Annotated in this window: 29 protein-coding genes; 13 read left to right on the forward strand and 16 right to left on the reverse strand. The window is 56.2% G+C overall.

Features of this window, described 5'->3' with window-relative positions:
* Positions 1–110: 110 nt before the first annotated feature.
* The 4 genes from I9184_RS05005 to I9184_RS05020 form a co-directional block, all read right to left on the reverse strand.
* Positions 111–467: a hypothetical protein gene (locus tag I9184_RS05005; protein WP_209833110.1), complete on the reverse strand. Its 357-nt coding sequence runs from the start codon at positions 465–467 to the stop codon at positions 111–113.
* Positions 464–700, reverse strand: a complete 237-nt coding sequence (locus I9184_RS05010) for a hypothetical protein (protein ID WP_209833112.1) — start codon at positions 698–700, stop codon at positions 464–466. The genes I9184_RS05005 and I9184_RS05010 overlap by 4 nt, the downstream gene beginning before the upstream one ends.
* 144 nt (positions 701–844) lie before the next feature.
* Positions 845–1,969 carry an integrase arm-type DNA-binding domain-containing protein gene (locus I9184_RS05015; protein ID WP_209833114.1) on the reverse strand — a complete coding sequence of 375 codons (1,125 nt, stop codon included), beginning with the start codon at positions 1,967–1,969 and terminating at the stop codon, positions 845–847.
* Positions 1,960–2,286, reverse strand: coding sequence for a hypothetical protein (locus tag I9184_RS05020; RefSeq protein ID WP_209833116.1), 327 nt, complete (start codon positions 2,284–2,286; stop codon positions 1,960–1,962). The genes I9184_RS05015 and I9184_RS05020 overlap by 10 nt, the downstream gene beginning before the upstream one ends.
* Before the next feature lie 604 nt (positions 2,287–2,890).
* Here I9184_RS05020 and I9184_RS05025 point away from each other — a divergent pair.
* Complete coding sequence (locus I9184_RS05025) at positions 2,891–3,223, forward strand: hypothetical protein (protein ID WP_171723259.1); 333 nt, start codon at positions 2,891–2,893, stop codon at positions 3,221–3,223.
* Positions 3,224–3,278: 55 nt separating this feature from the next.
* Here I9184_RS05025 and I9184_RS05030 read toward each other — a convergent pair whose 3' ends face one another.
* Positions 3,279–3,848, reverse strand: coding sequence for a DUF882 domain-containing protein (locus I9184_RS05030; RefSeq protein WP_171632409.1), 570 nt, complete (start codon positions 3,846–3,848; stop codon positions 3,279–3,281).
* Positions 3,849–4,265: 417 nt separating this feature from the next.
* Between I9184_RS05030 and I9184_RS05035 the strand changes: the two genes are divergently transcribed.
* From I9184_RS05035 to I9184_RS05050, 4 genes are read left to right on the forward strand one after another with little or no spacing between them, the layout of a single operon-like run.
* Positions 4,266–5,807 (forward strand): L,D-transpeptidase family protein, encoded by a 1,542-nt coding sequence (locus tag I9184_RS05035; RefSeq protein WP_245217975.1) that lies wholly within the window; start codon positions 4,266–4,268, stop codon positions 5,805–5,807.
* A 34-nt stretch (positions 5,808–5,841) separates the two neighbouring features.
* Entirely contained in the window at positions 5,842–6,933 is a 1,092-nt protein-coding gene (gene lpxD, locus I9184_RS05040) for a UDP-3-O-(3-hydroxymyristoyl)glucosamine N-acyltransferase (protein WP_171632414.1), read from the forward strand.
* A 32-nt stretch (positions 6,934–6,965) separates the two neighbouring features.
* Positions 6,966–7,223 carry an acyl carrier protein gene (locus I9184_RS05045; RefSeq protein ID WP_171723262.1) on the forward strand — a complete coding sequence of 86 codons (258 nt, stop codon included), beginning with the start codon at positions 6,966–6,968 and terminating at the stop codon, positions 7,221–7,223.
* 9 nt (positions 7,224–7,232) lie between these two features.
* A complete protein-coding gene (locus tag I9184_RS05050) occupies positions 7,233–8,441 on the forward strand; it encodes a beta-ketoacyl-[acyl-carrier-protein] synthase family protein (protein ID WP_171723263.1) in 1,209 nt (402 codons plus the stop codon).
* Positions 8,442–8,497: 56 nt separating this feature from the next.
* On the opposite strand, the gene I9184_RS05055 is transcribed toward I9184_RS05050, so the two are convergent.
* Complete coding sequence (locus tag I9184_RS05055; protein WP_209833120.1) at positions 8,498–9,106, reverse strand: invasion associated locus B family protein; 609 nt, start codon at positions 9,104–9,106, stop codon at positions 8,498–8,500.
* Positions 9,107–9,554: 448 nt separating this feature from the next.
* Between I9184_RS05055 and I9184_RS05060 the strand changes: the two genes are divergently transcribed.
* Positions 9,555–11,102, forward strand: a complete 1,548-nt coding sequence (locus I9184_RS05060; RefSeq protein WP_209833122.1) for a helicase HerA-like domain-containing protein — start codon at positions 9,555–9,557, stop codon at positions 11,100–11,102.
* 32 nt (positions 11,103–11,134) lie between these two features.
* Here the strand turns inward: I9184_RS05060 and I9184_RS05065 are convergent, their stop codons facing one another.
* From I9184_RS05065 to I9184_RS05100, 8 genes are all read right to left on the reverse strand, one after another.
* Entirely contained in the window at positions 11,135–11,389 is a 255-nt protein-coding gene (locus I9184_RS05065) for a hypothetical protein (protein ID WP_171115893.1), read from the reverse strand.
* A gap of 181 nt (positions 11,390–11,570) precedes the next feature.
* Positions 11,571–12,884: a branched-chain amino acid ABC transporter permease gene (locus I9184_RS05070; protein ID WP_209833124.1), complete on the reverse strand. Its 1,314-nt coding sequence runs from the start codon at positions 12,882–12,884 to the stop codon at positions 11,571–11,573.
* Entirely contained in the window at positions 12,881–13,891 is a 1,011-nt protein-coding gene (locus I9184_RS05075; protein WP_209833126.1) for a branched-chain amino acid ABC transporter permease, read from the reverse strand. The genes I9184_RS05070 and I9184_RS05075 overlap by 4 nt, the downstream gene beginning before the upstream one ends.
* A 208-nt stretch (positions 13,892–14,099) precedes the next feature.
* Positions 14,100–14,429, reverse strand: a complete 330-nt coding sequence (locus I9184_RS05080) for a hypothetical protein (protein WP_209833128.1) — start codon at positions 14,427–14,429, stop codon at positions 14,100–14,102.
* Between the two features lie 277 nt (positions 14,430–14,706).
* Entirely contained in the window at positions 14,707–15,159 is a 453-nt protein-coding gene (locus I9184_RS05085) for a hypothetical protein (RefSeq protein ID WP_209833130.1), read from the reverse strand.
* 5 nt (positions 15,160–15,164) lie between these two features.
* Positions 15,165–15,995: an ABC transporter ATP-binding protein gene (locus I9184_RS05090; protein WP_209833132.1), complete on the reverse strand. Its 831-nt coding sequence runs from the start codon at positions 15,993–15,995 to the stop codon at positions 15,165–15,167.
* Complete coding sequence (locus I9184_RS05095; protein WP_152457994.1) at positions 15,992–16,780, reverse strand: ABC transporter ATP-binding protein; 789 nt, start codon at positions 16,778–16,780, stop codon at positions 15,992–15,994. Before I9184_RS05095 ends, I9184_RS05090 begins: the two co-directional genes overlap by 4 nt.
* A gap of 125 nt (positions 16,781–16,905) precedes the next feature.
* Positions 16,906–18,087 (reverse strand): ABC transporter substrate-binding protein, encoded by a 1,182-nt coding sequence (locus I9184_RS05100; RefSeq protein ID WP_152457993.1) that lies wholly within the window; start codon positions 18,085–18,087, stop codon positions 16,906–16,908.
* Positions 18,088–18,240: 153 nt separating this feature from the next.
* Between I9184_RS05100 and I9184_RS05105 the strand changes: the two genes are divergently transcribed.
* Together I9184_RS05105 and I9184_RS05110 are read left to right on the forward strand one after the other, a co-directional pair.
* A complete protein-coding gene (locus I9184_RS05105; RefSeq protein WP_209833134.1) occupies positions 18,241–19,338 on the forward strand; it encodes a PQQ-dependent sugar dehydrogenase in 1,098 nt (365 codons plus the stop codon).
* A 96-nt stretch (positions 19,339–19,434) separates the two neighbouring features.
* Positions 19,435–19,962: a GNAT family N-acetyltransferase gene (locus I9184_RS05110; protein WP_209833136.1), complete on the forward strand. Its 528-nt coding sequence runs from the start codon at positions 19,435–19,437 to the stop codon at positions 19,960–19,962.
* 9 nt (positions 19,963–19,971) lie between these two features.
* On the opposite strand, the gene I9184_RS05115 is transcribed toward I9184_RS05110, so the two are convergent.
* Entirely contained in the window at positions 19,972–20,976 is a 1,005-nt protein-coding gene (locus I9184_RS05115) for a GlxA family transcriptional regulator (RefSeq protein ID WP_171632453.1), read from the reverse strand.
* A 169-nt stretch (positions 20,977–21,145) separates the two neighbouring features.
* Here I9184_RS05115 and I9184_RS05120 point away from each other — a divergent pair, with 169 nt between their 5' ends.
* The gene (locus I9184_RS05120) at positions 21,146–22,516 is read left to right on the forward strand and encodes a 3-deoxy-7-phosphoheptulonate synthase class II (RefSeq protein WP_171115908.1); all 1,371 of its coding nucleotides are present in this window, start codon (positions 21,146–21,148) and stop codon (positions 22,514–22,516) included.
* A 68-nt stretch (positions 22,517–22,584) separates the two neighbouring features.
* Here I9184_RS05120 and I9184_RS05125 read toward each other — a convergent pair whose 3' ends face one another.
* Complete coding sequence (locus I9184_RS05125) at positions 22,585–23,259, reverse strand: PAS domain-containing protein (RefSeq protein ID WP_171632459.1); 675 nt, start codon at positions 23,257–23,259, stop codon at positions 22,585–22,587.
* A 244-nt stretch (positions 23,260–23,503) separates the two neighbouring features.
* Between I9184_RS05125 and I9184_RS05130 the strand changes: the two genes are divergently transcribed.
* Genes I9184_RS05130 through I9184_RS05145 form a run of 4 tightly spaced genes read left to right on the forward strand, consistent with a single transcriptional unit; the run spans position 23,504 to position 26,642 of the window.
* Positions 23,504–24,394 carry a YicC/YloC family endoribonuclease gene (locus I9184_RS05130; RefSeq protein WP_209833138.1) on the forward strand — a complete coding sequence of 297 codons (891 nt, stop codon included), beginning with the start codon at positions 23,504–23,506 and terminating at the stop codon, positions 24,392–24,394.
* Positions 24,395–24,411: 17 nt separating this feature from the next.
* Entirely contained in the window at positions 24,412–25,053 is a 642-nt protein-coding gene (gene gmk, locus I9184_RS05135; RefSeq protein WP_152457986.1) for a guanylate kinase, read from the forward strand.
* Complete coding sequence (locus I9184_RS05140; RefSeq protein ID WP_171632463.1) at positions 25,050–25,574, forward strand: gamma carbonic anhydrase family protein; 525 nt, start codon at positions 25,050–25,052, stop codon at positions 25,572–25,574. The genes gmk and I9184_RS05140 overlap by 4 nt, the downstream gene beginning before the upstream one ends.
* A gap of 27 nt (positions 25,575–25,601) precedes the next feature.
* Complete coding sequence (locus I9184_RS05145; protein ID WP_171632465.1) at positions 25,602–26,642, forward strand: ATP-binding protein; 1,041 nt, start codon at positions 25,602–25,604, stop codon at positions 26,640–26,642.
* Positions 26,643–26,805 lie beyond the last annotated feature (163 nt).

The raw sequence follows: 26,805 nt of genomic DNA on the forward strand, positions 1-26,805 counted from the left end.
TTATGTAACGTCGTCTAGCACCAGTTTGCACTTCAATTGATACTTGCCGGTAATTACTTCGACCCGTTCGCGCGGCAATGCACCTGGGCGGGAATGATCAGTCTCGTCTGTTAGGACAACCGCCCCGCATCGCGCAAAATGTGTCCCGTCAGGATCGCTTCGATCCGTTCGTGGTGTTCGTGCAGATCGGCCCGATCGATGAAACCTTCATCGTCCACAGTGATCCCCTCCATCTGTTCCGGGTGCATCCGTTTCAGATGATGCACCAGCACGCGGGTCAGGTTGGCTTCGATTTCTTCATGCAGCCTGTGGCCATCCAACTTGCGATCTTCGTTATTGTAGACAGCCAGTTTGATTGCCTGATCCAGTTCATCCTGCCACGAGGCTAGCTGTCCGATTAAGCTGCCAAGATTGCGGTACAAGTCACGTTGGAGCTTCTTCGGGTTTACAAGCGGTGGCATTGTCATGCTGCATCACCGACAATCGATCGCAGATAGGCCAGTTGTTCCAGTCGCGTGCGACCGTCAGCCCAATAGCGGAACGTCTTCGGCCCGATCTGCACAAATGCAAACCCGGTATCCTGACGACGATGTTTGGCAAGTGCAGGCGGTTTGGTGTTCGATGCTGCGCACTTGGCACCGGGCGCAAGCGTGGCTGGTTCAGTCCAGTCCCACTGCTTGTATGTCTGGTCTGGTGTCATTTCTAAACGCTCCAATTCGTTACGGATTCGAACATAGAAGCGATAAGAGTGAGTCGTAAATACATGAAAAACAACAATAAATATATAAAAAAAGTCCTATAGGATATAACGCAATAACTTCAAACCGATACCGGAAAGCACTACCTATGAGCGTAAGTATTTTTCCCACGCCAATAGAACGGCCCGACGCTGTTCCAGCAGGTCTGACCGGGCATAGGCTTCCCGTTTAGCCTCTTTCTTGTGGCTCAAAAGTAGGTCGATCATTTCCTCACTGATGCCCCGCGTCTCACGCGCCCAATCGACCAATGTAGATCGCCACCCATGAACCGTAACGTCCGTGCCAAGATTGCGCAGAACTTTCAGCATCGTCATGTCACTGATCGGCTTGCCGGGTTTCTGACCTGGGAATAGGAGTGGGTCTGCGACACACGAATAGCGATCCACGATAGCTTTGGCGGTCGGCACCAAGGGGAAGGTGACAACACGTTCCATCTTCACAATGTTGGGCGGTGGGTTCCAGTTATCGCCGGTGATCTGGTCGGGCGTCATTAACCGCACTGATCCGCCCCGGCTGTTGGTCAGGATCGTGACGGTCAGGGCCGCAGCACCCACGGTGTCGATAGCTGCCACACGCTTGAACAGGGCAGGGGCTTCCTGCCACGGAACGGCCTTGTGGTGCTTCACCACCTTGGCGGGCCACGGGGCCGCAGAACGTACCGCAGGGGCCGGGTTTACCCCAACCAGACCCAACGCCATAGCGTAGTCGAATGTTGCCCCCACGCGGCCTATCACCTTGCGGGCTGTTTCGGTCTTCGACACCACCAACGGCGACAACTGATCCAACAACATCGGGGCCGTGATCTGCTGGATAGGCTTGTCCCACAGCGTCCCAAGGTGGGACTCTAAGCTGGTCAACCATTGCGACTTCTTCGCGTCCTTCAACCGGCCAGCACGGGCCGCAAAGGCGCGGTGCGCCACGGTGCTGAACAGATCGCCGGTTCTGCCTCTGGTTTTGATTGAATCAATGTCCTCGCCCCGACGCACACGACGCCGGATCGCCAACCATTCGTCGCGGGCTTCATCCAACTCCACATCGCGCAGACTTCCAAGTCCAAGTTGATGCGTTCGACCGCCAACCTTTATTCGACCGACCCAACTGCGGTACCCAGTGTCGGTGACATTGAGGTATAAACCGATTGTACCGTTCTGGCCGCTGTCAGCGTGTCTGCCGGGGGGTAGCTGTCTGAGATTGCGCTTCGTTAGAGCCATTTAAAAAACGGCTCCCAATCGTCGTCCGGCTCAGTTTCCAAGGTCATCTTGCTGACTTGAGTCTTTAGTTTACCTTCGACATAGCAAAGGCATTCGATCCACGAGGCCCGCAATTCCTTTGAAATCTCCACTTCCACTTCGGTGTCGGCAAGATAACCAGCGTACCGCTTTGCTGTTTCGATGGCGGCTTCTTTGTTGTCGAAAACATAGGGAACGCCAACTCCGCTGCGTTCACCAGTTTCCTCATTATCTTCATGACTGATCGAAATGACGATATAGACATACTTAAGTTCGCTTGGTCGCTCATACGCAGGCATTACGAGTCACATTTGTTTGTACACCTTTGATCAAAAAAGATCGTAACAGAACGTAACTATTAGGCAATAAAATAAGGCGTTTCGTAGCGTTATGTTGCGAGGCGAGATGGAACAGCAGCGCATCTCAGGTGCGCCACCATCGCTATATTTCTAAGGTTTATTGGGCAAAGCAGGAACTTCCGCACCAAATTGGGAGAAGTTCCCGAGCCGCATAGCTATCGCTAATGAAGGACAAGGGTCTTGCGCTGCTCCGGGGATATGCCGCAGCATAGCGTTATTCAACATCTGCCCCGGTCAAGCGCTTCTTTAGTTTTCGCGTTTTCGGTTTCCAGCGCTCGAAACATCTTGGCTTACAACAGTTCCAAACAGCATCTAGTGTTGAAACTACGAAAGGTGCCCTGGCTGATCCCCTCTCGGGATATTTTCCATGCGAATACCCTTTCGGGCCATGGATAGTGTCTGCACGCCTCCGTTTTTCGCCTGCTTGCCACCACGCGAACAATCCTGACAATCATTTTGAGGCTTAACCCCTCAAGCAGTGGTTTTTTTGATGTACACTTTCCGAACGAGGCTGGCGCGCGTCAGCTCAAATGGAGGAAGGAATGTGAAAGTCATCTCTTCAAATAAGAAGTTGATAATCGTTGTAGTGATTGTAGCACTATTGGGTAGCGCGATTACCGGGGTTTCAGCTTCAAGCGTTTTAGGTTGGATCTTGGTCGCAGTAATTCTGGCGTTTATCCTTGGAAAGCTGACCGATGATGAAGAACCCGAAAGCGATGATGATTCAGAAAGCGACAATGCTTCCGGTTCCAGTGTTCCCGCTGACGTCGGCGATGAAAAGTCTCGTGAGACCAGCAATTCCACTGCGGCGACAGCATCCAGCAATGACACCGGAGGCGGTGATGCCGGCGGCGGAGGGGGAGACGCGGGGATGTAACTGGCCGCCCCCGTCAAACCCCTGTCATATAAGCCGAGATCGCGAAGTCGCTGTCTTAGCCGCGCCAGGTGCGGACGACACCGCAGTCCATATGCACGAAATTGGACCCGTTATATTGACCGACACCGCCGGCCCGGCATGACATAGCAGCCTTAGCCATCTGCGAGACGGAGCGGGAAGACAGGCGCAGGTCTGCCGCTTGTCCCTTCATATGAAGCGACTTCCGGGCAACGCCGCGAGAGCGGGCGCGGAGCATGGCGTTGGTCTGGGGGGAGCGATAGCCCGACAGCAACATGTAAGGTTCGTTGACATCCAGAAGGTTGTGTGATGCCGCCATGATATCAATCGTGCGTAAATCGATGGATTTTACGTGATCCGTGCGCCAATCGCGCATGAAATGGTTCACTTCTTTGACTGCGTCCTTGATATACTTACCATCGACCCAATAAATCATGTCCAACCGTTCGCCCGTGCGACCGGAATACATGCGAATGCGACGGATATCGCCGCCGCCGCGCAAAAAGCCTGCTGCTTTGGAGTAGGTGGGTGCTGCTGCGACTGCTGTTGCTGCAAACGCACCCAATAGGGCACGTCGGGTCAAGCCCGAGGAACTGCTCTTGGTCATTTTGGTTCGTCCCGTACTGTTCCTGCCTGCGCACGATGTTACGCGCGCTGTCTTAATTTTTTCCCATCCCAGATGCGGAATTTATGACACAATCGGATTCGACGGCCAAGAAGTGTTTCATAGGCACCTTTTTAAGGGGGAATTTTCGGCAGATTTTTGCGCAAATGTCACAGCCGAGCGCAGAATATTTGCAGGTGTGGGCTGCACATCACCGGGCCGATGCAAACGCGCATCAGACGCCAACAGAAGCAATTCGGTAAGGAATTTGTGAATAGACAAGTCTGCGCAGCCAAACTCATAGTTGTTCGACGCACATATCACCAACCAAGCCATTGATTCCAAGGCCATCCAATGCTTTCTGTATTCCGAACCTGTACCAGTATCCTGCTTGCCGGCTGTTTTGCGGCCACTGCGAGTATGGCAAACACCACTTCTGAACCTGCGCACAACACGGCGTTTCAGATGGCCGTTGCAGAACATACCCCACGGGAATCGCAGATCGCAGAGTTTTACCGGACAACCGGGTTTTCGCCGATTTGGGTGGGTGAATCCGATGAGCATATGCAACGCCGGGCCGCATTGATCCAGGCACTGTCACATGCGCATCTGCACGGTCTGCCGAGGGCCGATGCGACAGTTTCATCCTTGATGCAGAAAATGCAGGATGCACGCTCGACACGCGATCTTGGCGCGGTTGAAGCGGAACTGAGCCAGGTTTTTGTGGATTTTGCCGACGCATTGTACTCGGGTTTTATTCGGCCCGGAAACATCGACGACGGGCTTGTTCGGTCGGTGGATCGTCGCAGCGCGGCCGAGCATCTGAACGCCCTGAACACACATGGCGCCGCGTATCTTGCGCAATTGGCTCCTCAAACCCGTCAGTACCGGGCTCTGATGAAACAGAAGCTGGCGCTTCAGGATTTGGTAGATCAAGGCGGTTGGGGGGCGACAGTTCCGGAAACTAAGTTGGAATTCGGGGATACCGGGCCCAATGTCGTGAAGCTTCGCAATCGGCTGGTGTTAATGGGCTACATGAAACCCTCGGCCAGCCCGTCGTTCGACGCCGCGTTGCTGGAAGGGGTCAGGGCCTTTCAAATCGCGCATGGGTTGGAACCCGATGGCGTTGCAGGCAATGGCACGATTGCCGAGTTGAATCGCCCCGCCGTGGACCGGCTCAAGGCTGTTTATGTCGCTTTGGAACGGGAGCGCTGGTTGCCTCGGGAACGCGGCGCACGTCATATCCTTGTCAACCAGACAGATTTTTCGGCAAAGATCGTGGATGACGGGCAAGTCACCTTTGAAACCCGTGCGGTGATCGGCAAGAACACGCATGATCGCCGCAGCCCAGAGTTCTCGGATGTGATGGAACATATGGTGATAAACCCCAGCTGGTATGTTCCGCGCTCGATCATCACCAAGGAATACCTGCCGAAGCTGAAAGCGAACCCCAACGCGGTCGGTCATATTCAGATCACGGACAGCAGGGGGCGGCAGGTCAATCGCGGTGCGGTTGATTTCAATCAGTTCACCGCGCGAAGCTTTCCTTTTGCGATGCGCCAGCCGCCCAGCAAAAGCAATGCTTTGGGGCTGGTCAAGTTCATGTTCCCCAACAAGTACAATATCTATCTGCATGATACGCCTCAGAAAAGCCTGTTCGCGCGCGAGGTGCGGGCGTTCTCGCACGGCTGCATCCGGCTGGCGCAGCCTTTCGAATTTGCCTATGCGTTGCTGGCCAAACAGGAAGAGAATCCCAAGGCATTCTTTCATCGTGTTCTGAACACAGGAAAGGAAACCAAGGTCAATTTGGAACAAACAGTTCCGGTTCATCTGATCTATCGAACGGCATATGTCGGGCCAAAAGGCGAGGTGCAGTATCGCCGTGATGTCTATGGCCGGGACGGCAAGATTTGGGAGGCCCTGCAAAAGGCAGGGGTGGCCCTGCCGGACGTTCAGAGTTAAGCACAGGGCAAATCCTGCCAAAAGGAAGCCCGAGATGCAGTTTACCATTCAACAAATCGCCGACGCTTTGGGTGCTGAATGCCAAGGCGACGGTGGCCTGACGATCGTGCGGGCGGCCGAACCGGGCGATGCTGACCCAACCGATCTGGCCATGGCCATGTCTCCGAAATACGCCGAAGCGCTTTCGAAAGGGCGCGCGCGCGCCGCCGTTCTGTGGGAGGGCGCGGATTGGCAGGACATGGGGTTGCGCGCGGCCATATTCGTGAAGCGTCCGCGCATGGCGATGGCGGGGATCACCTCAATGCTGGATCGCGGGCAAGGGATTGAACCGGGCATTCATCCTTCCGCAGTGATCGATCCAACGGCCGAAATTGGACCAGATGTGGCGATAGGACCTCTGACTGTTGTGGGTGCGCGGGCGCGAATAGGTTCGGGCTCGGTCATCGGAGCACACTGCGTGGTGGGAATGGACGCCATTCTTGGAGAACAGGCCCTGTTGCGTGAAATGGTCAGCATTGGCGCGCGTGCGCAAATCGGGGATCGGTTTATCGCGCAGCCGGGCGCAAGGATTGGTAGTGACGGGTTCAGTTTCGTGACCCCCGAGGTTTCTGGCGCTGAGAACGCCCGCAAAACGTTGGGCGATCAGGGCGATGCCAAGGCCCAAAGTTGGCTCCGTATCCATTCTTTGGGCGCGGTTGAGATCGGTGATGATGTCGAGGTTGGCGCCAATTGCACTGTCGATAATGGAACAATTCGCAACACGCGGATCGGTGATGGCACCAAGCTGGATAATCTTGTCCATGTCGGGCACAACACCCGCGTCGGGCGGGATTGTCTGCTGTGCGGTCAGACAGGTGTCTCCGGCTCGGTCGAGATCGGCAACAACGTCGTTCTGGGTGGTCAGACCGGAGTGGTCGACAACATTTTCATAGGGGACGGCGTTATTTCGGGTGGGGGCACGAAGATTCTGTCAAATGTGCCCGCCGGGCGCGTGATCATGGGGTATCCGGGCATCAAAATGGAGACCCACACCGATGTCTACAAGGCGCAGCGCCGACTGCCCCGAATGGCACGCGACGTTGAGGCATTGAAAAAGGCTGTTTTCAAACAGACCCCAAGCGATTAAATCATCGTCAAACTGAAAATCAGGGGATCGACATGAGCATCAGCGACCGCGTCATCGCAATCATTGCAGAGCAGGCCGTGCTGGAGCCATCGGATGTGACGCCCGAAAGCACGCTGGAAGATCTGGGAATCGACAGCCTTGGTCTGGTGGAAAGCATATTCGCCATCGAGGAAGAGTTCGACATTTCAATTCCCTTCAACGCCAATGAACCCGAGGCCAACGATTTTGACATATCCAATGTCGCTGCGATCATTTCCGGGATCGAAAAGCTCGTGTCGGAAAAGGTCTGACTGACGCTCATGAAACGTGTTGTCATTACCGGCGCAGGTACGATCAATTCACTGGGCCATTCGGTTCCTGACACGCTGGAAGCCATGCGCGAAGGCCGTTGCGGCATCTCGGAACTGGAATTTCGGGACGTTGATCGGTTGGCCATCAAGATCGGCGGGCAGGTTCGCGGCTTTGAGGCTGAAGGTCGGTTCAACCGTCAGCAGATGTCGCTGTATGACCGGTTCACTCAGTTCACTCTGACCGCCGCCAAAGAGGCCATCGATCAGTCCGGCATCGAGTTTCACGGAGAGTTGGCCGCAAAATCAGGTGTTGTTCTGGGGACCGCCGGCGGTGGCGTATCGACCTGGGATGACAATTATCGCTCGGTTTATGAGGACGGAAAGAATCGGGTACACCCGTTTGTTGTTCCCAAACTCATGAACAATGCGGCGGCCAGCCATGTTTCCATGGAACACAACCTCAAAGGCCCCAGCTTCACCGTGTCGACTGCCTGTGCGTCCTCGAACCATGCCATGTCTCAGGCCTTTCAGATGGTCCGAAGCGGCATGGCCCCGGTCATGATCACAGGCGGGTCCGAATCCATGTTGTGCTTTGGAGGCGTCAAGGCCTGGGAAGGGTTGCGCGTCATGTCCAAGGATGCGTGCCGACCGTTCAGCGCCAATCGCAACGGAATGGTACAGGGCGAAGGGGCCGGGGTCTTTGTTTTCGAGGAATACGAACACGCCCGCGCCCGTGGCGCCGAGATCATGTGCGAAGTCGTTGGTTTTGCCATGTCGTCGGATGCGGCCGATATCGTGATGCCCAGCAAGCAAGGGGCTTCACGGGCCATGTCAGGTGCCTTGGCTGATGCCAGATTGAATGCAAGCGATGTGGGTTATATCAACGCGCATGGCACCGGGACGGCTGCGAATGACAAAACCGAATGTGCCGCCGTGGCGGATGTTTTCGGGCCCCATGCTGACGACCTGATGATATCGTCGACCAAATCCATGCATGGTCACCTGATTGGTGGAACCGGTGCGGTGGAACTGTTGGCATGTATCATGGCGCTGCGGGACGGTGTGATCGCACCCACCATCGGATACGAGGAACCCGATCCGGAATGCGCGCTTGATGTTGTGCCGAACGAAGCTCGGGAAGCCAAAGTTGACGTCGCGCTCAGCAATGCGTTTGCCTTTGGCGGGCTGAATGCGGTTTTGGCGCTGAAGCGGGTTTAGCGAACAACGTACGAAACAAGGCCGCCGCATTCAGAGCGGCCTTTGTCTGCGATCTGTCAGTTTTGCAGGACTTCCAGCTGATCGTAGCCACTGGTAAATCCAGCCAGCGACATTTCGATTTGCAAAAGTTGACTCGGGGCCAGAATTGACACCAGCGAGATTGTTGCCGCACTGCCCGCTTTCATGGCGTCTATATCGCCTTGCGTAAAGCCCAATTGTGCGACGCAGCCTACCGGGTTGCAGTGATGATAGTTGTATCTTTTACCCGGTGCGCCGTCTATGGACACAGCAATTTGTGCTTGCAGCATGGTCTCCAGCGGCACAGTCAACCTAGCTCCGGCAACGGCCTCCGCTCCTTCGGGAAGCTTGTTGATCGAGATTTCCGCAATCGGCTGGCCCTCGGCGCCGGAAAGAACTTGACGCAGCAGGCAAGGATCTTCGCCTTCTTCGGTCCGTAGACAGGTTATATTCCAAGCACCGCTTGTTTCTTTGACGTATTGCTCGCCGATACGTGGGCCAGTCTCTCCCAGATCCAGTTCTTGCGCGGCTTCGGTTTGGGCGGGCTCGGCCTGCTGCGGGCTTTCGTCGTTGGCCTCTTGGGCATAGACTGCGCTGCTAAGAAAGGCGACGGCCACTGTATTTGCGGTTAGAAGTTGCTTGATCATGAATGCCTCGACTTGATGCTTGAGCTTTTTGCTTCGTTTAACACTCTTCTGAACTGGTGTCAGGCACTAACAGAACGGCTGGTCTGAACGTGAACGGATTCTTGCCAGAACACCAGAAACCAACTGCCCTGAGACAGAAAAAGAGAGCTGCATAAGCCAGCTCTCTTTTCCAAAAGGTTCTCCCCGTCGGACTGGCCGACTTATTTATGCGCAAACCCTACGAGAGGGTCGCAGACGGGTCAACAGCTATCCTCAAATTTTAATACTGCGGTCAGAGCTTTGAAACCATTTTTGAACCTGCAAAAAAGCCGTGCCCGAAGGCACGGCCAGTCGACAGGGAGGAAGTCTGCCCCACGTGAAGGAAACAAACGCGGGGCAAATTGACTATCGCAGTCAAAGGTTAACTTTGTATGCTGGTCAAGGATCGGTGAAACATAAGGCAATGTTAATGGGCAAGAATATATTTTTGGGTGGCGGAGGCGAAGGCTATGGCCAGCCGCAGGAACTGGCACTGAAATATGCCAACCGCCATGGGCTGATTGCCGGCGCCACTGGGACCGGTAAGACCGTAACGTTGCAAATCCTCGCGGAAGGGTTTTCCCAAGCCGGAGTTCCGGTGTTTCTGTCCGATGTCAAAGGTGATCTGTCGGGCCTGGCTTTGCCCGGAAGCGACGCGCAAAAACTGCATCAGGCATTTATGGATCGTGCCAAACGCATAGGGTTCGACGATTTTGCTTATTCCGCCTGCCCGGTTACGTTCTGGGATCTTTTTGGTGAACAGGGCCATCCAGTGCGGACGACGGTCACTGAAATGGGCCCGTTGCTGCTGTCCCGGTTGATGGAATTGAGCGAAGCGCAGGAAGGTATCCTGAACATCGCGTTCCGCGTGGCCGATGAAGAGGGAATGCCTCTTCTGGATCTCAAAGACCTTCAGGCGCTGCTGGTCTGGATCGGCGAGAACCGGGCCCAGCTTTCATTGCGATATGGCAATGTATCGACATCTTCGATCGGTGCGATCCAGCGGCGATTGCTGGTATTGGAAAACCAGGGTGGAACAAAACTGTTTGGCGAACCCGCGCTGGATCTGTCCGATCTGATGCGCACCGATGAAAACGGGCAGGGGATGGTGAACATCCTTGCTTCGGACAAACTGATGGCAGCGCCACGGCTTTATGCGACATTCCTGCTGTGGCTGCTGAGCGAATTGTTTGAGGAGCTTCCCGAAGTCGGTGATCCTGACAAACCCAAGCTGGTGTTCTTCTTCGACGAGGCGCATCTGTTGTTTGACGGCGCTCCGAAAGTGTTGGTGGACAAGGTTGAACAGGTTGCGCGCCTGATCCGGTCCAAAGGGGTGGGTGTCTATTTCATCACCCAGAATCCCGCCGATATTCCCGAGGATATTCTGGGGCAGTTGGGCAATCGCGTTCAACACGCTTTGCGGGCCTTCACGGCGCGTGACCGAAAGAACCTGCGTCTGGCGGCGGAAACCTATCGCGAAAACCCCGCCTTTGACACCGAAGCCGCAATTCGCGAGGTGGGCGTTGGTGAGGCTGTCACGTCGATGCTGCAGAAAAAAGGTGTTCCCGGAATTGTCGAGCGCACATTGATTCGTCCGCCGGGTTCCCAGTTGGGGCCCATTTCTGATGCGCAGCGGAGGGCAATTCTCGATGCCTCGCCGATGGCGTCTAAATATGACGATGGTATTGATCGAAAATCGGCCTTTGAAATCCTCCAGGCTCGGGCCGAGGCGGCCGCCAAGGCCGCTGAACAGGCAGAGGCCGATGAAGTTCTAGAGGCACAATCACCGATGGAACGAGAGTATTCTTCGGCTCGCAGATATTCGGGAAGCCGGGTCGGCAGATCCTCGTCCCGGGTGCAACGGCGGAAAGACACGTTTGCATCGGCGATGACCGACGCAGTTATCAAAGAACTGAAAGGAACGACCGGACGCCGAATCGTTCGTGGTATTCTGGGTGGATTGTTCCGCAACAGATGACGGAACGGCGCCCATCACGGGCGCCGCAATGTTTACTTCAGACGACGCTGGCCTTCCTGACGGCAGTAGGCGTCAGCCTCCGGCACGGACATTTTCGAAGCCGGGAAGTCAATCGCCCGGTCCCAGGTCACCCGGTCGTGACGATATAGCTGACAGGTTACGACACCTTTGGGCGTTTGAACTTTGACGGGAGTTGTTTCAAGTTCTTCCGGAGTGGGAATGCAGGCGGTTGTTACGATGGCAACAACCGGAAATAGAAGCAGTGTCTTGAACCGTGGTGCTTTCATTTTTGACTCTTTTCAAAACGTGTAAATGATCGTTACAGATCGGCGTAGACGGATGTGAGTGCCGGCGACATACCGCAAAAAGAAATCACTGCGGTGTGTCCGTTTATTCAAAAAATCGTTAAGAATCAAGAAACCGCGCCGGATAAGAGGCGCGGTTTCGCATATTGAAGGTGGAAGCGATCTATTTCTCTGGGATCAGCCCTCTTGGGCTGAATCTGAGAACAATCAACAGGATCAGACCCATCGTGAACAGACGCATATGTGCGGCGCTGTCCAACAGGTGGACTTTCAATGCACTTCCGTCCGGCAAGCCGGCGGTAATGACATTCATCAGCCACAAGCCGATCGGTTCAACCTGAACCCACAGGAACCAGATGAGGAATGCGCCCAGAACGGCCCCGAAGTTGTTGCCCGAACCACCCACGATCACCATCACCCAGACCAGAAAGGTAAAGCGCAGCGGTTGATACGCGCTTGGCGTCAACTGGCCGTCCAGCGTTGTCATCATCGCACCCGCGATACCGCAAACAGCCGAACCCAGTACGAATATTTGCAGATGACGACGGGTGACATCCTTGCCCATGGCCTCAGCCGCCACTTCATTGTCACGGATTGCGCGCATCATCCGGCCCCACGGGCTTTTCAGCGCCATCTGAGCCATCCAGAGTAGAACCAGAAGCACAATCAGGAACAGCAGCGAATAACCGAGTTTGACCGAAAGGGTGGATGCGGTGACGGGGTCCAACCCCAACCATTCGGCCCGCGCCAGAAAGGCCGGGTCGTTCTGCAAATCCACTTCGTAGCCCACAACAGGGGACGGGCGTGGGATGCCGTAGACATTCTTGACGCCCCGGGCCAGCCAGTCTTCGTTTTTCATGACCGCGATAATGATTTCGGCGATACCCAATGTGGCAATCGCCAGATAATCCGAGCGAAGGCCCAGCGCCGTTTTACCGATCAGCCACGCAGCACCCGCCGCCAGCAAACCACCGGCCGGCCAGGCCAGCAGAACCGGCAGATTCAAACCGCCAATATTGCCGGCAATCGCCGGGTCGATGGCCTCGACCGCCGCAATGCTGGGATCGAACACCGCGCGATAGACAAAAAAGCCCACGACAAGAACGGCGATGATCGTCAGGGTTTGCACACGGCCTTTCGGCAGTTTCGTTGCCACCAGAACGGCGGCAACCACTGTCGCGGCACCCAGCAGCAAAGACAGAACGATGCCATAACCTCCGGCAGCCCAGGCACCGGGCGTGGGCGGCGTTGAAACCAGTACGACGGCCAGACCGCCCAGAGCGACAAAGCCCATCACGCCCACATTGAACAGACCGGCAAAACCCCATTGCAGGTTTACACCGATCGCCATGATGGCGGAAATCAGCCCCATATTCAGGATCAGGATCGCGGTGTTCCAGCTTTGCGTGAAACCGGTCAACAGGACTAGGCCGCCGACAATTGCGAAGAGCAGCGTATTTTTGACAGCGTCGGTCATACTGCTTTCCCCTTGAAAAGGCCCGTGGGCTTGAACAGAAGCACGATCAGCAGGATGACAAAGCTGACGGCGAATTTGTAATCGGTCGAGAGGAGTTGCACCAATCCTGACGGCTCAAGGTTTTCCGGCGCAAGATAGGTCAGCACCTTCTTCCAGGCGTATGTTATCGTCACTTCGGAAAACGCGATGATAAACCCGCCTGCGATGGCGCCCAGAGGATTGCCCAAACCACCCACGATGGCCGAGGCAAAGATCGGCAGCAGAAGCTGGAAATAGACGAAGGGTTTGAAGCTTTTGTCCAGCCCATAAAGTACGCCGGCAGTTGTGGCCAGCGCCGCAACGATGATCCATGTGATCATCACCACACGTTCCGGGTTGATGCCTGACAGCAGCGCCAGATCCTCGTTGTCCGAATAGGCCCGCATCGACTTGCCTGTGCGCGTCTTGTTCAGAAACCAGAACAGCAGCGCCACGGCAACAACGGCCACGATCACCGTGATACCTTGCGACGTCTTGATGGCCAGACCCTCGCGCAGACCGGTCATCGCCTTGAAATCGCGCGCCGAAACAATGAACCGAGCCCCATCCGAGAACCTTTGGTCGTCTGGCCCGATGATAAACCGGACAAGGCCGTTCATGATGAACATCACGCCCATGGAAACGATCACCAGAATAACGGGCTTCGCCTTTTGGTCACGGTAGAATTTGTAGACCAGCCTGTCGGTGATCAGCACCAGCACGATACAGCCCAGTATGGCAAAGGGCAGGGCGAGCAGGGCGGTTGGCAGCGGTCCAAAGCTGATCCCGGCGGCCTGCAACCCCCATGTGACCAGCACGGCGATCATCGCGCCAAAGGCCATTGTGTCGCCATGGGCAAAGTTCGAAAATCGCAGAATGCCGTAGATCAGGGTCACGCCAAGCGCGCCCAACGCCAGTTGACTTCCATAAGCGACCGCAGGCACCAACACAAAATTCGCAAGCGCAACAAGCGCGTTGAGTAGATCCATTATTTATTCTCACTGTCCGGGTGCGGTCTTATGGCATGACGGTCCGCGCAGGCACAATGTTTCCTGCGCTGTTTTGCGTCATATTTTTCTGCTGGTTGTGAAAAAAAGCCACGAGAAAACCGGAAGCAGGCAAGACTATTCAATTTTGGCCTGGCTCAGTCACGCACCGGCCAATTCCGGTGGGTGACTGAGATGGAAAGAAGCGGGATCAGGCGTCCGTCTCGGTGCAGGTGCCGTGATCGGTTCCCGCGTGGGGACCCTTGACCGAGAGGTCAAAGGACATGTCGTCATAATGCACGACAAAGGTCATGACATCTTCGCCCTCAATATGGACAAACGTCATGTTACCAACGCCTTTGAACACCATCGCGTCGCCAGAAACATTCGCAGTTTCGATGTTACCCTTGTCTCCTTCCGGTGCCCGGTTGAGGCGCACTTCGCTGCCGTCACGATCCGAAATGCAGACGAAGTGGCGTTCTTCCGCAATTGCGGCGGTCGCGCACAAGGTGGCAATGGCCACACACATCCATTTTTTCATGTTTTGTCCTGAATAGTGTTTTTCATTCAGAAGGTTCGTTTGCTTCGTGGAGAAAGCCTGTGCAATCCCGAGAAACCGTTTCCTTCATTCACGCCCGCTAAATGCACAATGTGACCGGATTGCAGCCGAGGCGTGGAAATCTTGGGAAGGTGGGTAAAGTCCGGTGAACTTTGCATATAGCAAAAAGTCGAAATGTCTTGTCAGAAAGCTCGGGCTCTGGCGTTTGCGGGAACAAAGACGACGTTGGAGAGCGCCACAAGGGCGTTGAGGAAGTCCTTTAGTTGTCTTCTCCGCAGTGGCCGTGAAGCACAGAGATTTGGACCAGCGAACCTCTAGTTTGGGTTGTGATCGTTACGTCGGTTAGTTGCCCCTTGTTTAGCTCGACCTGAATGAAGGCTATTTCTTCATCATTAGTTCGGCTTGCAACTAGGTCGCCATCTGTCGAAAGCTCTGAGTCGAACTCAAACCCGGCCATTGGAATTTTGGAGTCCTTGTCTGGTCCGACGGCAAAAGTGTTCAACTGGTTACCGATAGAAGAAAGCTCCATAGTAAAGCTGCCTTCTAGACACTCGACGGCATCACATTCGTTCGAGATGCAGTGTGCGCGAACTTCACACATTTTCACACGGCAATAGCTCTGGGGAATGACTTCGGCATAGGCCATGTCTGTCAGGCTTAGCCCAGCGGCAGTCAAAATAGCAGCGTGTTTCAGTCTTTGAAGAGTAAACACCTTACTCACCCCCCCAAGAAGCTCTTCCGAACCTCCGGATCGGCCAGCAGTTCCTTGCCCGTGCCGGTATAGGCATTGCGCCCCTGAACTAGAACGTACCCCTTGTCGGCAATCTCCAGAGCCTGGCGGGCGTTCTGTTCGACCATCAGGATCGGCAGGCCGGTGCGGGACACTTCGATAATCCGGTCGAACAGTTCATCCATCACGATCGGCGAAACGCCTGCCGTGGGTTCGTCGAGCATCAGCACCTTGGGCTGGGTCATCAGCGCGCGGCCAACTGCGACCTGTTGGCGTTGTCCGCCCGACAACTCTCCGGCGGCCTGATTGCGCTTGTCGCGGAGGATCGGGAAGAGGTCATAGACCTGCTCCATCGTCTGGCTGATGTCGTCGCGGCGGATGAAGGCACCCATTTCCAGGTTCTCTTCCACCGTCATCGAGGTAAAGATGTTCTGTGTCTGCGGCACGAAACCCATGCCACGCATGACCCGGTCCTGCGGGGAGAGGTTGGTGATATCCTCGCCATCCAGACGCACGGACCCTGAACGGACATCCAGCATCCCGAACACAGCTTTCATCGCCGTCGACTTGCCCGCACCGTTTGGGCCGACGATGACTGCGATTTCACCCTTGTCCACGGCGATGGTGCAATCATGCAGAATGTCCGGCCCTTTGCCGTAACCACCCGTCATGGTGTCGCCGATCAGAAACGGGCCGCCTTCGACCTTATGCGTCGCACCACTTTTGCGATGGGCCGGGGTCATGGTGCCGACACCATGCGGATTGGTGATCGAGGCGTCCTTGTTGCCCTTTTCATCCTGATAGGGGTTGTCGCTCACGCGCCTGCCTCCAGTTTGTCTTTGTTCTTCAGGCCGGTGCCCAGATAAGCTTCGATCACGTGCTCGTTCGCCTTGATCTCGTCCAAGGTACCCTCGGCCAGTACCTTGCCTTCGGCCATGCAGATGACCGGATCACAGATCTTGCCGATGAAATCCATGTCGTGCTCGATGACGACGAAGGTGTATCCACGCTCCTTGTTCAGACGCAGGATCGTGTCGGCAATAGTCATCAACAGGGTGCGGTTCACACCCGCGCCGACCTCGTCCAGAAACACGATCTTGGCGTCCACCATCATCGTGCGGCCCAGCTCCAGCAGCTTTTTCTGACCACCCGAGACCTGACCCGCCTTGTGATCGGCCAGATGTTCAATCGTCAGAAACTCCAGCACCTCATCGGCCTTGGCCTTCAGCGCGCGTTCTTCATCAGCGATGCGTTTGCGGCCAAACCACGTGTTCCACAGCGACTCACCTGATTGCGCACCGGGCACCATCATCAGGTTTTCGCGGCAGGTCATCGACGGGAATTCATGTGCAATCTGAAACGTGCGCAACAGCCCCTTGTGGAACAGCTCATGAGGGGGCAGACCGGTGATATCCTCGCCGTCCATCACCACCTTGCCGCTGGTCGGCGGCAAAACACCTGCGATCACATTGAACAGAGTGGTTTTTCCTGCCCCGTTGGGCCCGATCAGGCCGGTGATCGACCCTTTCTGGATTTCCAGCGATGCCCCGTCCACCGCATGAAATCCGCCGAAATGCTTGTGCACGTCCTCGACGACGATCATCTTTTCCCCTTGCCGCCTGTTCGGCGCTGTTGTCTCGACCCCGTTTGCCGGGTGCGGTCTTTTTTCATTGAAACAGCCCGGACACAAGGCCCGGGCTGCTTGCATTCATGGCTTTTGGCGATCAATCAACGGAAGTTGACGGTCTTGTTTTCACCGTCGGTCACTTCGATCTCACGATAGGACCCCGCGCTTTCGCCGGGGCCGATCAGCTCGACACCGGACGCACCGACATAGTCGATGTCCTGACCGTTTGCCAGCAATTCCAGACCCTTGGCCAGTTCGCCGGGATAGATCTTTTCGCCCGGAGCGTTGGCGACGTCCATGATCTTGCCGCCATAGTCGGCCGGATTGGTCGATCCGGCAGCCTGCATGGCCAGCATGAACAGAGCAGCAGCGTCATAGGATTCGGGCGAATAGGGCGACGAACCGTCGAACCCTGCGGCTTCGGCCATGGCGAAGTACTTTTCGGCGCCTTCACCGCCCGAACCGGCGATCTGACCGAACGAACCGTTCAGGTCGGGGCCGACATTGGCCGGCAGCGAGTCACCGATCATGCCGCCGGGCAGGCCAAAGGTGTCAAACGCACCGCTGTCCAGCGCCGACTGGATGATCCCCAGACCGCCCTGATCCAGATAGCCCGCAACAACCAGAATGTCGCCACCGGCCGAGGCCAGAGCACCAACTTCGGCCGAATAGTCGGCCTTGCCATCCTCATGCGCTGCAACGATGGTCACTTCACCACCTGCTGCCTCGAAAGAGGTTTGGATCGCGTCCGCCAGACCCTTGCCGTAGTCGTTGTTGGTATAGGTCAGAGCGATCGAGTTGATGCCGCGATCCTTCAGGATATCCGCCATCACCTGGCCTTCGCGCGCATCTGATGGCGCGGTCCGGAAGAACAGGCCGTTGTCTTCCATGGTCGACAGGCCCGGCGAGGTCGCCGAGGGCGAGATCATGACCATGCCATTCGGAATCGCGACATTCTGAAGGATCGCGCCGGTCACGCCCGAGCAATCGCCGCCGATGATGCCGGCAACACCGTCGGCAATCATGCGTTCGCCGTTCGAAGTGGCCAGACCGTTATCAATGCAGCCGGTGTCGGCGCGCGATGCGGTCACTTTGGATCCATCCAGCAGTTTTCCGGATTCGGTCACTTCCGCCATCGCCAATTCAGCGCCCGAACCCATTGCGGGTGCCAGCGATTCAATTGGGCCGGTGAATCCGAACAAAACACCAAGCGTAATGTCTTCGGCCAGCGCAGGTCCGGCCAGCAAAGCGGATGCTGCAGTTGCTGTAAGCAGCTTTTTCATATGGTTACTCCCTATTGTGAACGTATTCGTTCTGGCCACGAACCTAGGCAAGCTGCCCGGAAAAGAAAAGTCCTAACGCAATCGTGTTTTTATCGATCGGAAATCTATCTGTTTTGTTAGGGTTTGCCTAAGATTGTCCGGAGAAGTGTCAACATGCTCAGAGCTGCCGCGATTCTGTTCTTCACTATTTACAGTGAAAGCGCCTTGGCACAGGCGTTGTCGACCTCGGTCGGGAAAATTGAACTCACCGAAATGGCAGGTGGGCTGGATACGCCCTGGGCCGTCGGCATCTTGCCTGACGGCAGTTTTCTTGTCACCGAACGCGATGGAAACCTGTTGTATGTTCAGGGCGGAGAGGCGAATGCCATATCCGGCGTTCCCAAAGTCGCAGCTTCGGGGCAGGGCGGATTGCTGGACGTTACGATCCCGCGCGATTTCAATCAAAGCCGCGAGGTCTTTCTGACCTTTTCAAAACCGCAAAAGGGTGGCGCGGGCACGGCTGTCGCGGTGGCGCGCCTGTCCGAAAACGGCACGCGCCTGACGAATATGCGGGTCATTTTCGAGGCTTCCCCCGGCGGATCAGGCGGGCGGCATTTCGGCTCACGCGTTGTAGAAGCCAATGACAGCACTCTTTTTGTAACCATCGGAGATCGAGGGGATGCGCCACAGGCGCAGGATCGCTCGAACGCCATGGGTTCCGTGATCCGTATCAACCGCGACGGCTCGGTGCCTTCAGACAATCCTTTCATCGGGCAGGCAGATATCCGACCTGAAATTTGGACCTATGGGCACCGCAACCCACAGGGGGCCGATTTGGATACGCGCGGCCGATTTTGGGTGTCGGAACACGGTGCGCGCGGCGGTGACGAGGTGAACCTTGTCAAACCCGGCGCCAATTACGGCTGGCCGGTTATCTCTTACGGCACACATTATTCCGGAGAGAAGATCGGCGAGGGCACCAGCAAGCCCGGTATGGAACAGCCGCGCCTGTACTGGGACCCGTCGATCGCGCCGTCGGGGTTGATGGTCTATTCCGGCGACATGTTTCCAGAATGGCGGGGCGACATTTTCGTGGGCTCGCTGAAATTCGACTATATCGCGCGGCTGTCCGAAGATCCGCTGCGCGAGGTCGAGCAGATCAAGGGCCCCGAGACCGAACGGGTCCGTGACATCGTGCAGGCCCCGGATGGGGCGATCTGGTTCATTTCAGTCGGGCAGGGCGCGGTTTACAGGATGTCTGTCAAACAGTGACATACGAAGCATGCCAGCAGACTTTTCAATTCCATTTGCGCGTTTCCATCGTCGCAGTCACTCTGTCCAACAGGTTACACGGTTAAGGGGATATTAATGAGTGATTTCGACATTGAATTGTGCACAAGTATCCCGCCAAGAACCGAGCTGAATATGATTTTGGAGCAATATTATGCTCTTATCGCTCAAAGAATGCAGGGTATGGGGTTCGAATTGGATCCTTCCGCGCCGCAAAGCGCACTGGAGGAATTCTGGGCGAACACGGATGACTACATGCCTCCGAACGGATGCCTGATCGTCGCAAGAAACCACGGTGGCAAAATCGTGGGGTGTGGAATGATGAAACGGTTTGATCAGTCTACCGGCGAGTTGAAACGTGTATTTGTAACCGAAGACGCTCGGGGCACCGGAGTGGGGCGCGCATTGATTCAAGCACGAGAACAAGCCGCCAGAGCTATGGGGCTGAAGCGGTTGATCGCAGATACACTCACCCCAAATGTGGAAATGAGATCTTTGTATCCCAAGCTCGGGTTTGTGGAACTGGACTCTCCGATCGAGACAACAACCTACAAAGATCAGCCCATGCTCCGACCGTACTTGCACTATTTCGTCAAAGAGCTTTGACGCTGGACCTTAGACTGACAGTCTTCCACTTTGCGCACCACGTTCGCGATAGGGCGTGGTGTTGTAATGCGCCCGGTAGCATTTTGAAAAATGGCTGGGCGAGGCGAAACCACAGGCCAGCGCCACGTTGATGACGCTCATATCGGTCTGCATCAGCAGGTTGCGGGCTTTGTGCAGGCGCAGTTCCATGTAATAGCGCTTGGGGGAACGGCTGAGATACCGGCGGAACAGACGCTCCAGCTGGCGGGTTGACATACCCACTTCCTTGGCAAGGATCGAGGGCGAGATCGGTTCTTCGATGTTCTTTTCCATCATCAGTATAACCTGGCTCAACTTCGGATGCCGCACACCGATTCGGGTCGGAGTTGACAAACGCTGCGTGTCCTGGTCGGTTCGAATCGAGGAATAGATCATCTGATCCGCCACCGCGTTGGCCAGATCCTCGCCATAGTCATCTGCAATCAGTTTGAGCATAAGGTCAATCGACGAGGTGCCGCCCGCAGTCGTCATGCGACTTCCATCGATCTGAAAGACGGCTTTGGTCAGTTTGACCTCGTCGAACTCTTCGATGAAACTGTCAGAGTTCTCCCAATGGATCGTTGCCTTCTTATTGTCCATCAACCCGGCCTTTGCCAGAGTATAGGCCGCAGTGCAGAGGCCACCGATCCGCAATCCCCTTCGCGCTTCACGCCGCAGCCAGTTCAGCACGCGCTTGGTGGTGGCCGCTTGAACGTCCACGCCACCGCAAATCAGAACAACGTCATCTCGCTGCAACTCCACCAGATCACTGTCAAGACTGAACTCGGTCCCGGCCGAGCAGGTTACCGTTTCTCCGCCTTCTCCTATCAGCTTCCAGGTGTAAAGCTGTCTGTTCGCCATGCGGTTGGCGATGCGCAGACTGTCAAGCGCCGAAGCAAAAGACAGAAGCGAGAATTTGTCCAAAAGGACAAACACGAAATTCCGGGGTGGGGCCGCAGTGTCTTCCACCGTGACAACTTGGCGTTGCTCTTGCATGGCGAGATGTCCTTGCTTCGCTGCTGGACGTGTGATTATCCAGCCGCAGATTTGACAGCCACCATGATCAAAGCTTGTTTGCGTCGTCAAGAGGCGCAAATGGGATATGGTCACTCTTCATTGCATTTTGTATAGAGACCACCTGAAAACTTCAGCGGAGATCAAAGCTATGACCGAATGGCAAAAATCGAACTGGCGCAACAAGCCCCGGGTTCAGATGCCAGATTATACCGACGCGGCCGCGCTGGCCAAGGTCGAGGCTCAGCTTTCAAAGTATCCCCCGCTGGTCTTTGCAGGCGAGGCGCGGCGTCTCAAACAGCATCTGGGTGCCGCCGGGCGCGGCGAGGCCTTCCTTCTGCAAGGTGGGGATTGCGCTGAAAGCTTTGAACAATTCAGCGCTGATGCGATCCGTGACACTTTCAAGGTGATGCTGCAAATGGCGATGGTTTTGACTTATGGCGCCAAGGTGCCAGTGGTCAAAGTCGGTCGTATGGCCGGGCAATTTGCCAAACCACGCAGTGCCCCGACCGAAGTCGTGAATGGTGTGGAACTGCCAAGCTACCGCGGCGACATCATCAACGAATTGGCCTTCACGCCCGAAGCCCGGATTCCGAATCCCAACAAGATGTTGCAGGCCTACACGCAGGCGGCGGCGACACTGAACCTGCTGCGGGCGTTCTCAACCGGCGGCTTCGCGGATATGAGCCGCGTGCATGCCTGGACTTTGGGTTTCGCGGATGAACAGGACGTTCAGAAATATTCCGAGGTTGCCGATCGTATTCAGGACACCATCGACTTCATGGAAGCCGCTGGAATCACTGCGGAAACAACCCATGAATTCTCGACAGTCGAATTCTACACCAGCCACGAAGGGCTGTTGCTGGAATACGAAGAGGCACTGACGCGACTGGATTCCACCTCGGGCAACTGGCTGGCTGGCTCCGGTCACATGATCTGGATCGGCGACCGCACCCGTCAGCCCGACGGCGCGCATGTCGAGTTCTGCCGCGGGGTACTGAACCCGATAGGTCTGAAATGCGGCCCAACCACTACGGCCGAGGACCTCAAGGTTCTGATGTCAAAGCTGAACCCGGACAACGAAGAGGGGCGGCTGACCCTGATCGCGCGCTTCGGCGCGGGCAAAGCGGGCGAGCATCTGCCGCGTCTGATCAAGGCGGTCAAGGAAGAGGGCGCCAAGGTCACCTGGGTCTGCGACCCCATGCACGGAAACACGATCAAATCGGCCACGGGCTATAAAACCCGCCCGTTTGATTCTGTTCTGCGCGAGGTGCGTGACTTTTTCGGAGTGCATCAGGCCGAGGGAACCATCCCCGGCGGTGTGCATTTCGAAATGACCGGGCTGGATGTGACCGAATGCACCGGCGGTGTACGTGCCGTGACCGAAGAAGACCTGTCGGACCGCTACCACACCGCCTGCGATCCGCGCTTGAACGCATCGCAGTCGCTGGAACTTGCGTTCCTGGTGGCGGAAGAGCTGACCAACCTGCGTCGCAACGGCTCGAAACGCGCGGTAAGCTGAGCGCATCCGAAACACTGACAACAGCGGGCCATCGGCCCGCTGTTTCTGATCAAGGCAATTGGCGGGTCTCAATCGTCGCGAGACACCACCAGATGTAGATGGCCGGCAGAGCGCTTGAGTTCGCGTTGTTCCTCGGCAAAACCTTCCACAGGGCGGCGCAGTGTGGGCGCGGGAACCTGAATTTCAGAAACCGGTTTGATCCGCGTATCGGTCAGTGAAAACCGGCGCGGTGTCTTGCCGATTGCGCCATCGGCGATCATGACCCCCAAAATACGGCTGACATCCCCAAGGTCACTTTTCAGCGGCAGAAGGATCATCCGGGCCTGCATCCGGGTACGTCCCAACACCCCGTCCGAGTTCAGACTCAATTCGGCAACAGCAGGGGACGCAAATACCTGTTCCAGTACATCCTTGGTCTGCGCGCGGGCATCGGGTTGAAAGAACGCGGTCAACGGCATCCCCCGCACTTCCATCCCTGCAAGCGCGTTCAGATGGCTGCCTGCCAGACGAAAACGGGCCAGGCCGGGTGCGATGCGTTCCAGGATGAAAGTATATTCAAGAACATTCTCAAGACCGCGCGGGTCGATTTGAGACCGCATCGGCACGCTGTCGCCGCTCAACAATGCGGTCCAATACGCCTCGGCCTGGCGGATCGGCGATAGGCTGCGCCCACTGTCAAAGCGATCCATTGCGACGATCTTTCCAAATTCTGACCCGGAACCTATCCCGAAAAAGGTTTTCATTTTCATCACCCTACCGTCAATTGGCCGCCTTTTTCATAAAATGCAACACAATGGAAGCATCTACGGCCCGCAAACCATTGCTAAGGGTATTTTGACTCGGGTTAATTCAATTTTGGAGCAATTCTTTAACGAATGGTTAACTTGCGCCAAACAAATGCGTCTTCAGCAAACTCTTGCTCTGCACCAGTCAATGGCATTAGGTGCGCACATGCTCGAAACAGCTGGGGAACAGGAAAGGGCCATCATGATCAGATCCATGACCGGGTTTGCCTCGGGGAAGGGAACTTTTGGCCCGCACAGCTGGTCGTGGGAACTTCGCAGCGTAAACGGTAAGGGGCTGGACATGCGTCTGCGCGTGCCCGATTGGTTGACCGGTCTCGAAGTCGCGTTCCGGGCGTCCCTGTCCAAATCCCTGAGCCGGGGAAACGTGACCCTGTCGATGCGCTTGCACCGCGAGGATTCTGCCCCGGAACTGGCCTTGAACGAAACCGCGATGGCTGCGGCCCTGACGGCTCTTGAGCGAACGGAAGCGCTGGCAGCTGCGCGCGGCATCACGCTTGCGCCGTCGCGTGCGTCAGATCTTTTGGCGCTCAAGGGGATGATGGACGCAGGAACTGAGGCCGACGATCCGGCTCCGCTTGTTGCTCATCTGACGTCCGAATTCAAAGATCTTCTGGCGGCGTTCATAGATATGCGCAAAACCGAAGGGGCAGCTTTGGCCGCGGTCTTGAACACGCAACTGGATCAGGTCGCGGAACTGACGGCGCAGGCCGCAGAGATTGCCGAGCAACGCAAAGACAAGATGACCGAGGGGCTGCGCGAGAATCTCGCGCGGGTGCTGGAGAATGCGCAGGGCGCGGATCCCGATCGTGTCGCGCAAGAGCTGGCGATGATCGCGGTCAAGGCGGATATCACCGAAGAAATCGATCGCCTGACCGCGCATGTAGGGGCCGCTCGTGAGTTGTTGGCACAGGAAGGGGCCGTGGGCCGCAAGCTGGATTTTCTGATGCAAGAGTTCAATCGCGAAGCCAACACGCTGTGTTCCAAGGCGCAAAGCTCGGACCTGACATCGGTCGGGCTGGAACTGAAAGCGGTGATCGATCAGATGCGCGAGCAAGTGCAGAATGTGGAGTAAGAATGGGAACGACTGACATGGCGGACCGCCGAGGCCTACTAATCATCCTGTCTTCTCCGTCCGGAGCGGGCAAATCGACCCTGGCCAGACGGCTGATGGCCTGGGATACGGATCTGGAATTCTCGATCTCGGCGACGACCCGTGCCCCGCGCCCCGGGGAAGAGCATGGGCGCGAGTATTTCTTCCTGTCCGAGGACGAGTTCAAACAGCAGGTCGCTGATGGGCAGATGCTGGAACACGCCCATGTATTCGGAAACTTCTATGGTTCGCCTGCCGAGCCGGTCAAAAATTCGATCAATGCCGGTAAGGACGTATTGTTCGACGTCGATTGGCAGGGCGAAGTGCAGATCCGGAATTCGGATCTGGGCAAACACGCGTTATCGATTTTCATTCTGCCGCCGTCCATCCCCGAGCTGCGCCGCCGGCTGGAAACGCGCGGGCAGGACAGTGATGACGTCATCGCCCGTCGGATGCTCAAAAGCTGGGATGAAATCAGTCACTGGGGCTATTACGACTACGTCCTGATCAACGATGACCTCGAGGCAACCGAAGAAAAGCTGAAAACCATCGTCAGCGCGGAACGGATGCGCCGCATTCAGCAACCCAGGTTGCAACAGCACGTCCGCAAGTTGCAGAGAGAATTCGAGGGACTGTCATGACAGTTTACGCTTTGGGCGAGCACGCTCCGCACATTCACGACGACACCTGGGTCGCGCCGGATGCCAATCTGATTGGGAAGGTTGTGCTGGAGCAGGGAGCCTCGGTCTGGTTCGGCTGCACGATTCGCGCGGATCACGAAGAAATCCGGATCGGCGAGGGCAGCAACGTTCAGGAAAACTGCGTGATGCATATCGACGCCGGTTTTCCCCTGATGATTGGTCGAAACTGCACCATCGGCCACAAGGTGATGCTGCATGGCTGCACCATAGGCGAAAACACGTTGGTCGGAATGGGCGCAATCGTCCTGAACGGGGCAAAGATCGGCCGGAACTGTCTGATCGGAGCAGGGGCCCTGATCACCGAGGGCAAGGAAATCCCCGACAATTCGCTTGTCATGGGATCGCCGGGCAAGGTCGTACGCCAGCTTGATGAGGCTGCGGCGCAAAGGATCACGTTCAGTGCGCTGCACTATCAGGAGAACATGCGCAAATTCCGCGATACCCTGAAACCTGCGCTTTGACGCGGCGGAATGAGTGGGTTTTGACGCATGACCGAAGACGTTCTTAAGGACATTGTTCTTGCGATCCCGTTGCCGGCGCTGATGGTGGATCAGACCGAACGGATCATTGCCGCGAACACAGATGCAACGTCCCTTCTGGGCCAGAACATTGTTGGACGTCATTTTGCGACCATATTGCGACAGCCACAGGTTCTGGACGCGATTGAGCAAAGCCTGACAAGCAGAAGCGCAAAGAAAGCACGTCATCTGTCCAATGACGGTGCGCAGGACACAACATACGCAGTTGAATGCAGATACATGAACGGGGTCGCTTCCGAAGGGGCCGTCATGGTCACGTTTCAGGATACCACCCATCTGGAGCACGCCAGCCAGATGCGGCGGGATTTTGTGGCCAATGTCAGTCATGAATTGCGCACACCGTTGACCGCTTTGATGGGGTTTATCGAAACCTTGCGCGGTCCGGCCCGGGATGACCCCGCCGCGCGTGACCGGTTCCTCAAGATCATGGCCGATGAGGCCAACCGGATGAACCGTCTGGTCGGGGATCTGTTGTCGTTGAACCGGGTCGAAAGCGAAGAACGTGTTCGACCCAGACAACAGCTGGAACTTACCGGTCTTCTTCAATCCACGATAAACTCGCTGAGGCCCCTTGCCGAAGACGCCGGTGTGGTTTTGTCGCTGGACGTGAAAAACGGCCCGCTTTCAGCCACCGGTGACGGCGACCAGTTGCGACAGGTTTTCACCAATCTTATCGAGAACGGGATCAAGTATGGTGCCAGTGGCGGTAGTGTTACGGTACGTGTCCTGCCGGTGGACAGGGATCCGGCGATGCGCGGCCCGGCGGTCCGAATCCAGTTCATAGACAAAGGCCCCGGCATAGATGCCGTTCACCTGCCGCGCCTGACAGAGCGATTCTATCGCGCCGATAGCCACAGGTCGCGGCAGCTGGGCGGAACCGGGCTTGGCCTTGCGATCGTGAAGCATATCGTCAATCGCCATCGTGGAAGACTACGTGTCGAAAGCGAATTGGGAAAAGGCTCTGTTTTTACGGTTATTTTGCCCCGTTGAAACAGCTTGGAATGCAAGTCTGCTTTTGATCTGACCCCGTGGGGCATTGGCGTTTCATTGGAAAAAACGCAAATAAACCCCTGCTGTCATAAAACCGTTACGCATGTGTCACAAAAGGCTTACGCACGCGCCATAGGGGTCCCCGCAGGATCATCATGGTGGT

The sequence above is a fragment of the Ruegeria sp. HKCCE3926 genome, from assembly GCF_017872515.1.
Taxonomy (GTDB): domain Bacteria; phylum Pseudomonadota; class Alphaproteobacteria; order Rhodobacterales; family Rhodobacteraceae; genus Ruegeria.

Bases quoted from the DNA above. Each gene is read 5' to 3' on its own strand.
- I9184_RS05005 (WP_209833110.1), bottom strand. From the start codon at position 467: ATGACAATGCCACCGCTTGTAAACCCGAAGAAGCTCCAACGTGACTTG.
- I9184_RS05010 (WP_209833112.1), bottom strand. From the start codon at position 700: ATGACACCAGACCAGACATACAAGCAGTGGGACTGGACTGAACCAGCC.
- I9184_RS05015 (WP_209833114.1), bottom strand. From the start codon at position 1,969: ATGGCTCTAACGAAGCGCAATCTCAGACAGCTACCCCCCGGCAGACAC.
- I9184_RS05020 (WP_209833116.1), bottom strand. From the start codon at position 2,286: ATGCCTGCGTATGAGCGACCAAGCGAACTTAAGTATGTCTATATCGTC.
- I9184_RS05030 (WP_171632409.1), bottom strand. From the start codon at position 3,848: ATGACCAAGAGCAGTTCCTCGGGCTTGACCCGACGTGCCCTATTGGGT.
- I9184_RS05035 (WP_245217975.1), top strand. From the start codon at position 4,266: ATGGCAAACACCACTTCTGAACCTGCGCACAACACGGCGTTTCAGATG.
- lpxD (WP_171632414.1), top strand. From the start codon at position 5,842: ATGCAGTTTACCATTCAACAAATCGCCGACGCTTTGGGTGCTGAATGC.
- I9184_RS05045 (WP_171723262.1), top strand. From the start codon at position 6,966: ATGAGCATCAGCGACCGCGTCATCGCAATCATTGCAGAGCAGGCCGTG.
- I9184_RS05050 (WP_171723263.1), top strand. From the start codon at position 7,233: ATGAAACGTGTTGTCATTACCGGCGCAGGTACGATCAATTCACTGGGC.
- I9184_RS05055 (WP_209833120.1), bottom strand. From the start codon at position 9,106: ATGATCAAGCAACTTCTAACCGCAAATACAGTGGCCGTCGCCTTTCTT.
- I9184_RS05060 (WP_209833122.1), top strand. From the start codon at position 9,555: ATGGGCAAGAATATATTTTTGGGTGGCGGAGGCGAAGGCTATGGCCAG.
- I9184_RS05065 (WP_171115893.1), bottom strand. From the start codon at position 11,389: ATGAAAGCACCACGGTTCAAGACACTGCTTCTATTTCCGGTTGTTGCC.
- I9184_RS05070 (WP_209833124.1), bottom strand. From the start codon at position 12,884: ATGACCGACGCTGTCAAAAATACGCTGCTCTTCGCAATTGTCGGCGGC.
- I9184_RS05075 (WP_209833126.1), bottom strand. From the start codon at position 13,891: ATGGATCTACTCAACGCGCTTGTTGCGCTTGCGAATTTTGTGTTGGTG.
- I9184_RS05080 (WP_209833128.1), bottom strand. From the start codon at position 14,429: ATGAAAAAATGGATGTGTGTGGCCATTGCCACCTTGTGCGCGACCGCC.
- I9184_RS05095 (WP_152457994.1), bottom strand. From the start codon at position 16,780: ATGATCGTCGTCGAGGACGTGCACAAGCATTTCGGCGGATTTCATGCG.
- I9184_RS05100 (WP_152457993.1), bottom strand. From the start codon at position 18,087: ATGAAAAAGCTGCTTACAGCAACTGCAGCATCCGCTTTGCTGGCCGGA.
- I9184_RS05105 (WP_209833134.1), top strand. From the start codon at position 18,241: ATGCTCAGAGCTGCCGCGATTCTGTTCTTCACTATTTACAGTGAAAGC.
- I9184_RS05110 (WP_209833136.1), top strand. From the start codon at position 19,435: ATGAGTGATTTCGACATTGAATTGTGCACAAGTATCCCGCCAAGAACC.
- I9184_RS05115 (WP_171632453.1), bottom strand. From the start codon at position 20,976: ATGCAAGAGCAACGCCAAGTTGTCACGGTGGAAGACACTGCGGCCCCA.
- I9184_RS05120 (WP_171115908.1), top strand. From the start codon at position 21,146: ATGACCGAATGGCAAAAATCGAACTGGCGCAACAAGCCCCGGGTTCAG.
- I9184_RS05125 (WP_171632459.1), bottom strand. From the start codon at position 23,259: ATGAAAACCTTTTTCGGGATAGGTTCCGGGTCAGAATTTGGAAAGATC.
- I9184_RS05130 (WP_209833138.1), top strand. From the start codon at position 23,504: ATGATCAGATCCATGACCGGGTTTGCCTCGGGGAAGGGAACTTTTGGC.
- gmk (WP_152457986.1), top strand. From the start codon at position 24,412: ATGGCGGACCGCCGAGGCCTACTAATCATCCTGTCTTCTCCGTCCGGA.
- I9184_RS05140 (WP_171632463.1), top strand. From the start codon at position 25,050: ATGACAGTTTACGCTTTGGGCGAGCACGCTCCGCACATTCACGACGAC.
- I9184_RS05145 (WP_171632465.1), top strand. From the start codon at position 25,602: ATGACCGAAGACGTTCTTAAGGACATTGTTCTTGCGATCCCGTTGCCG.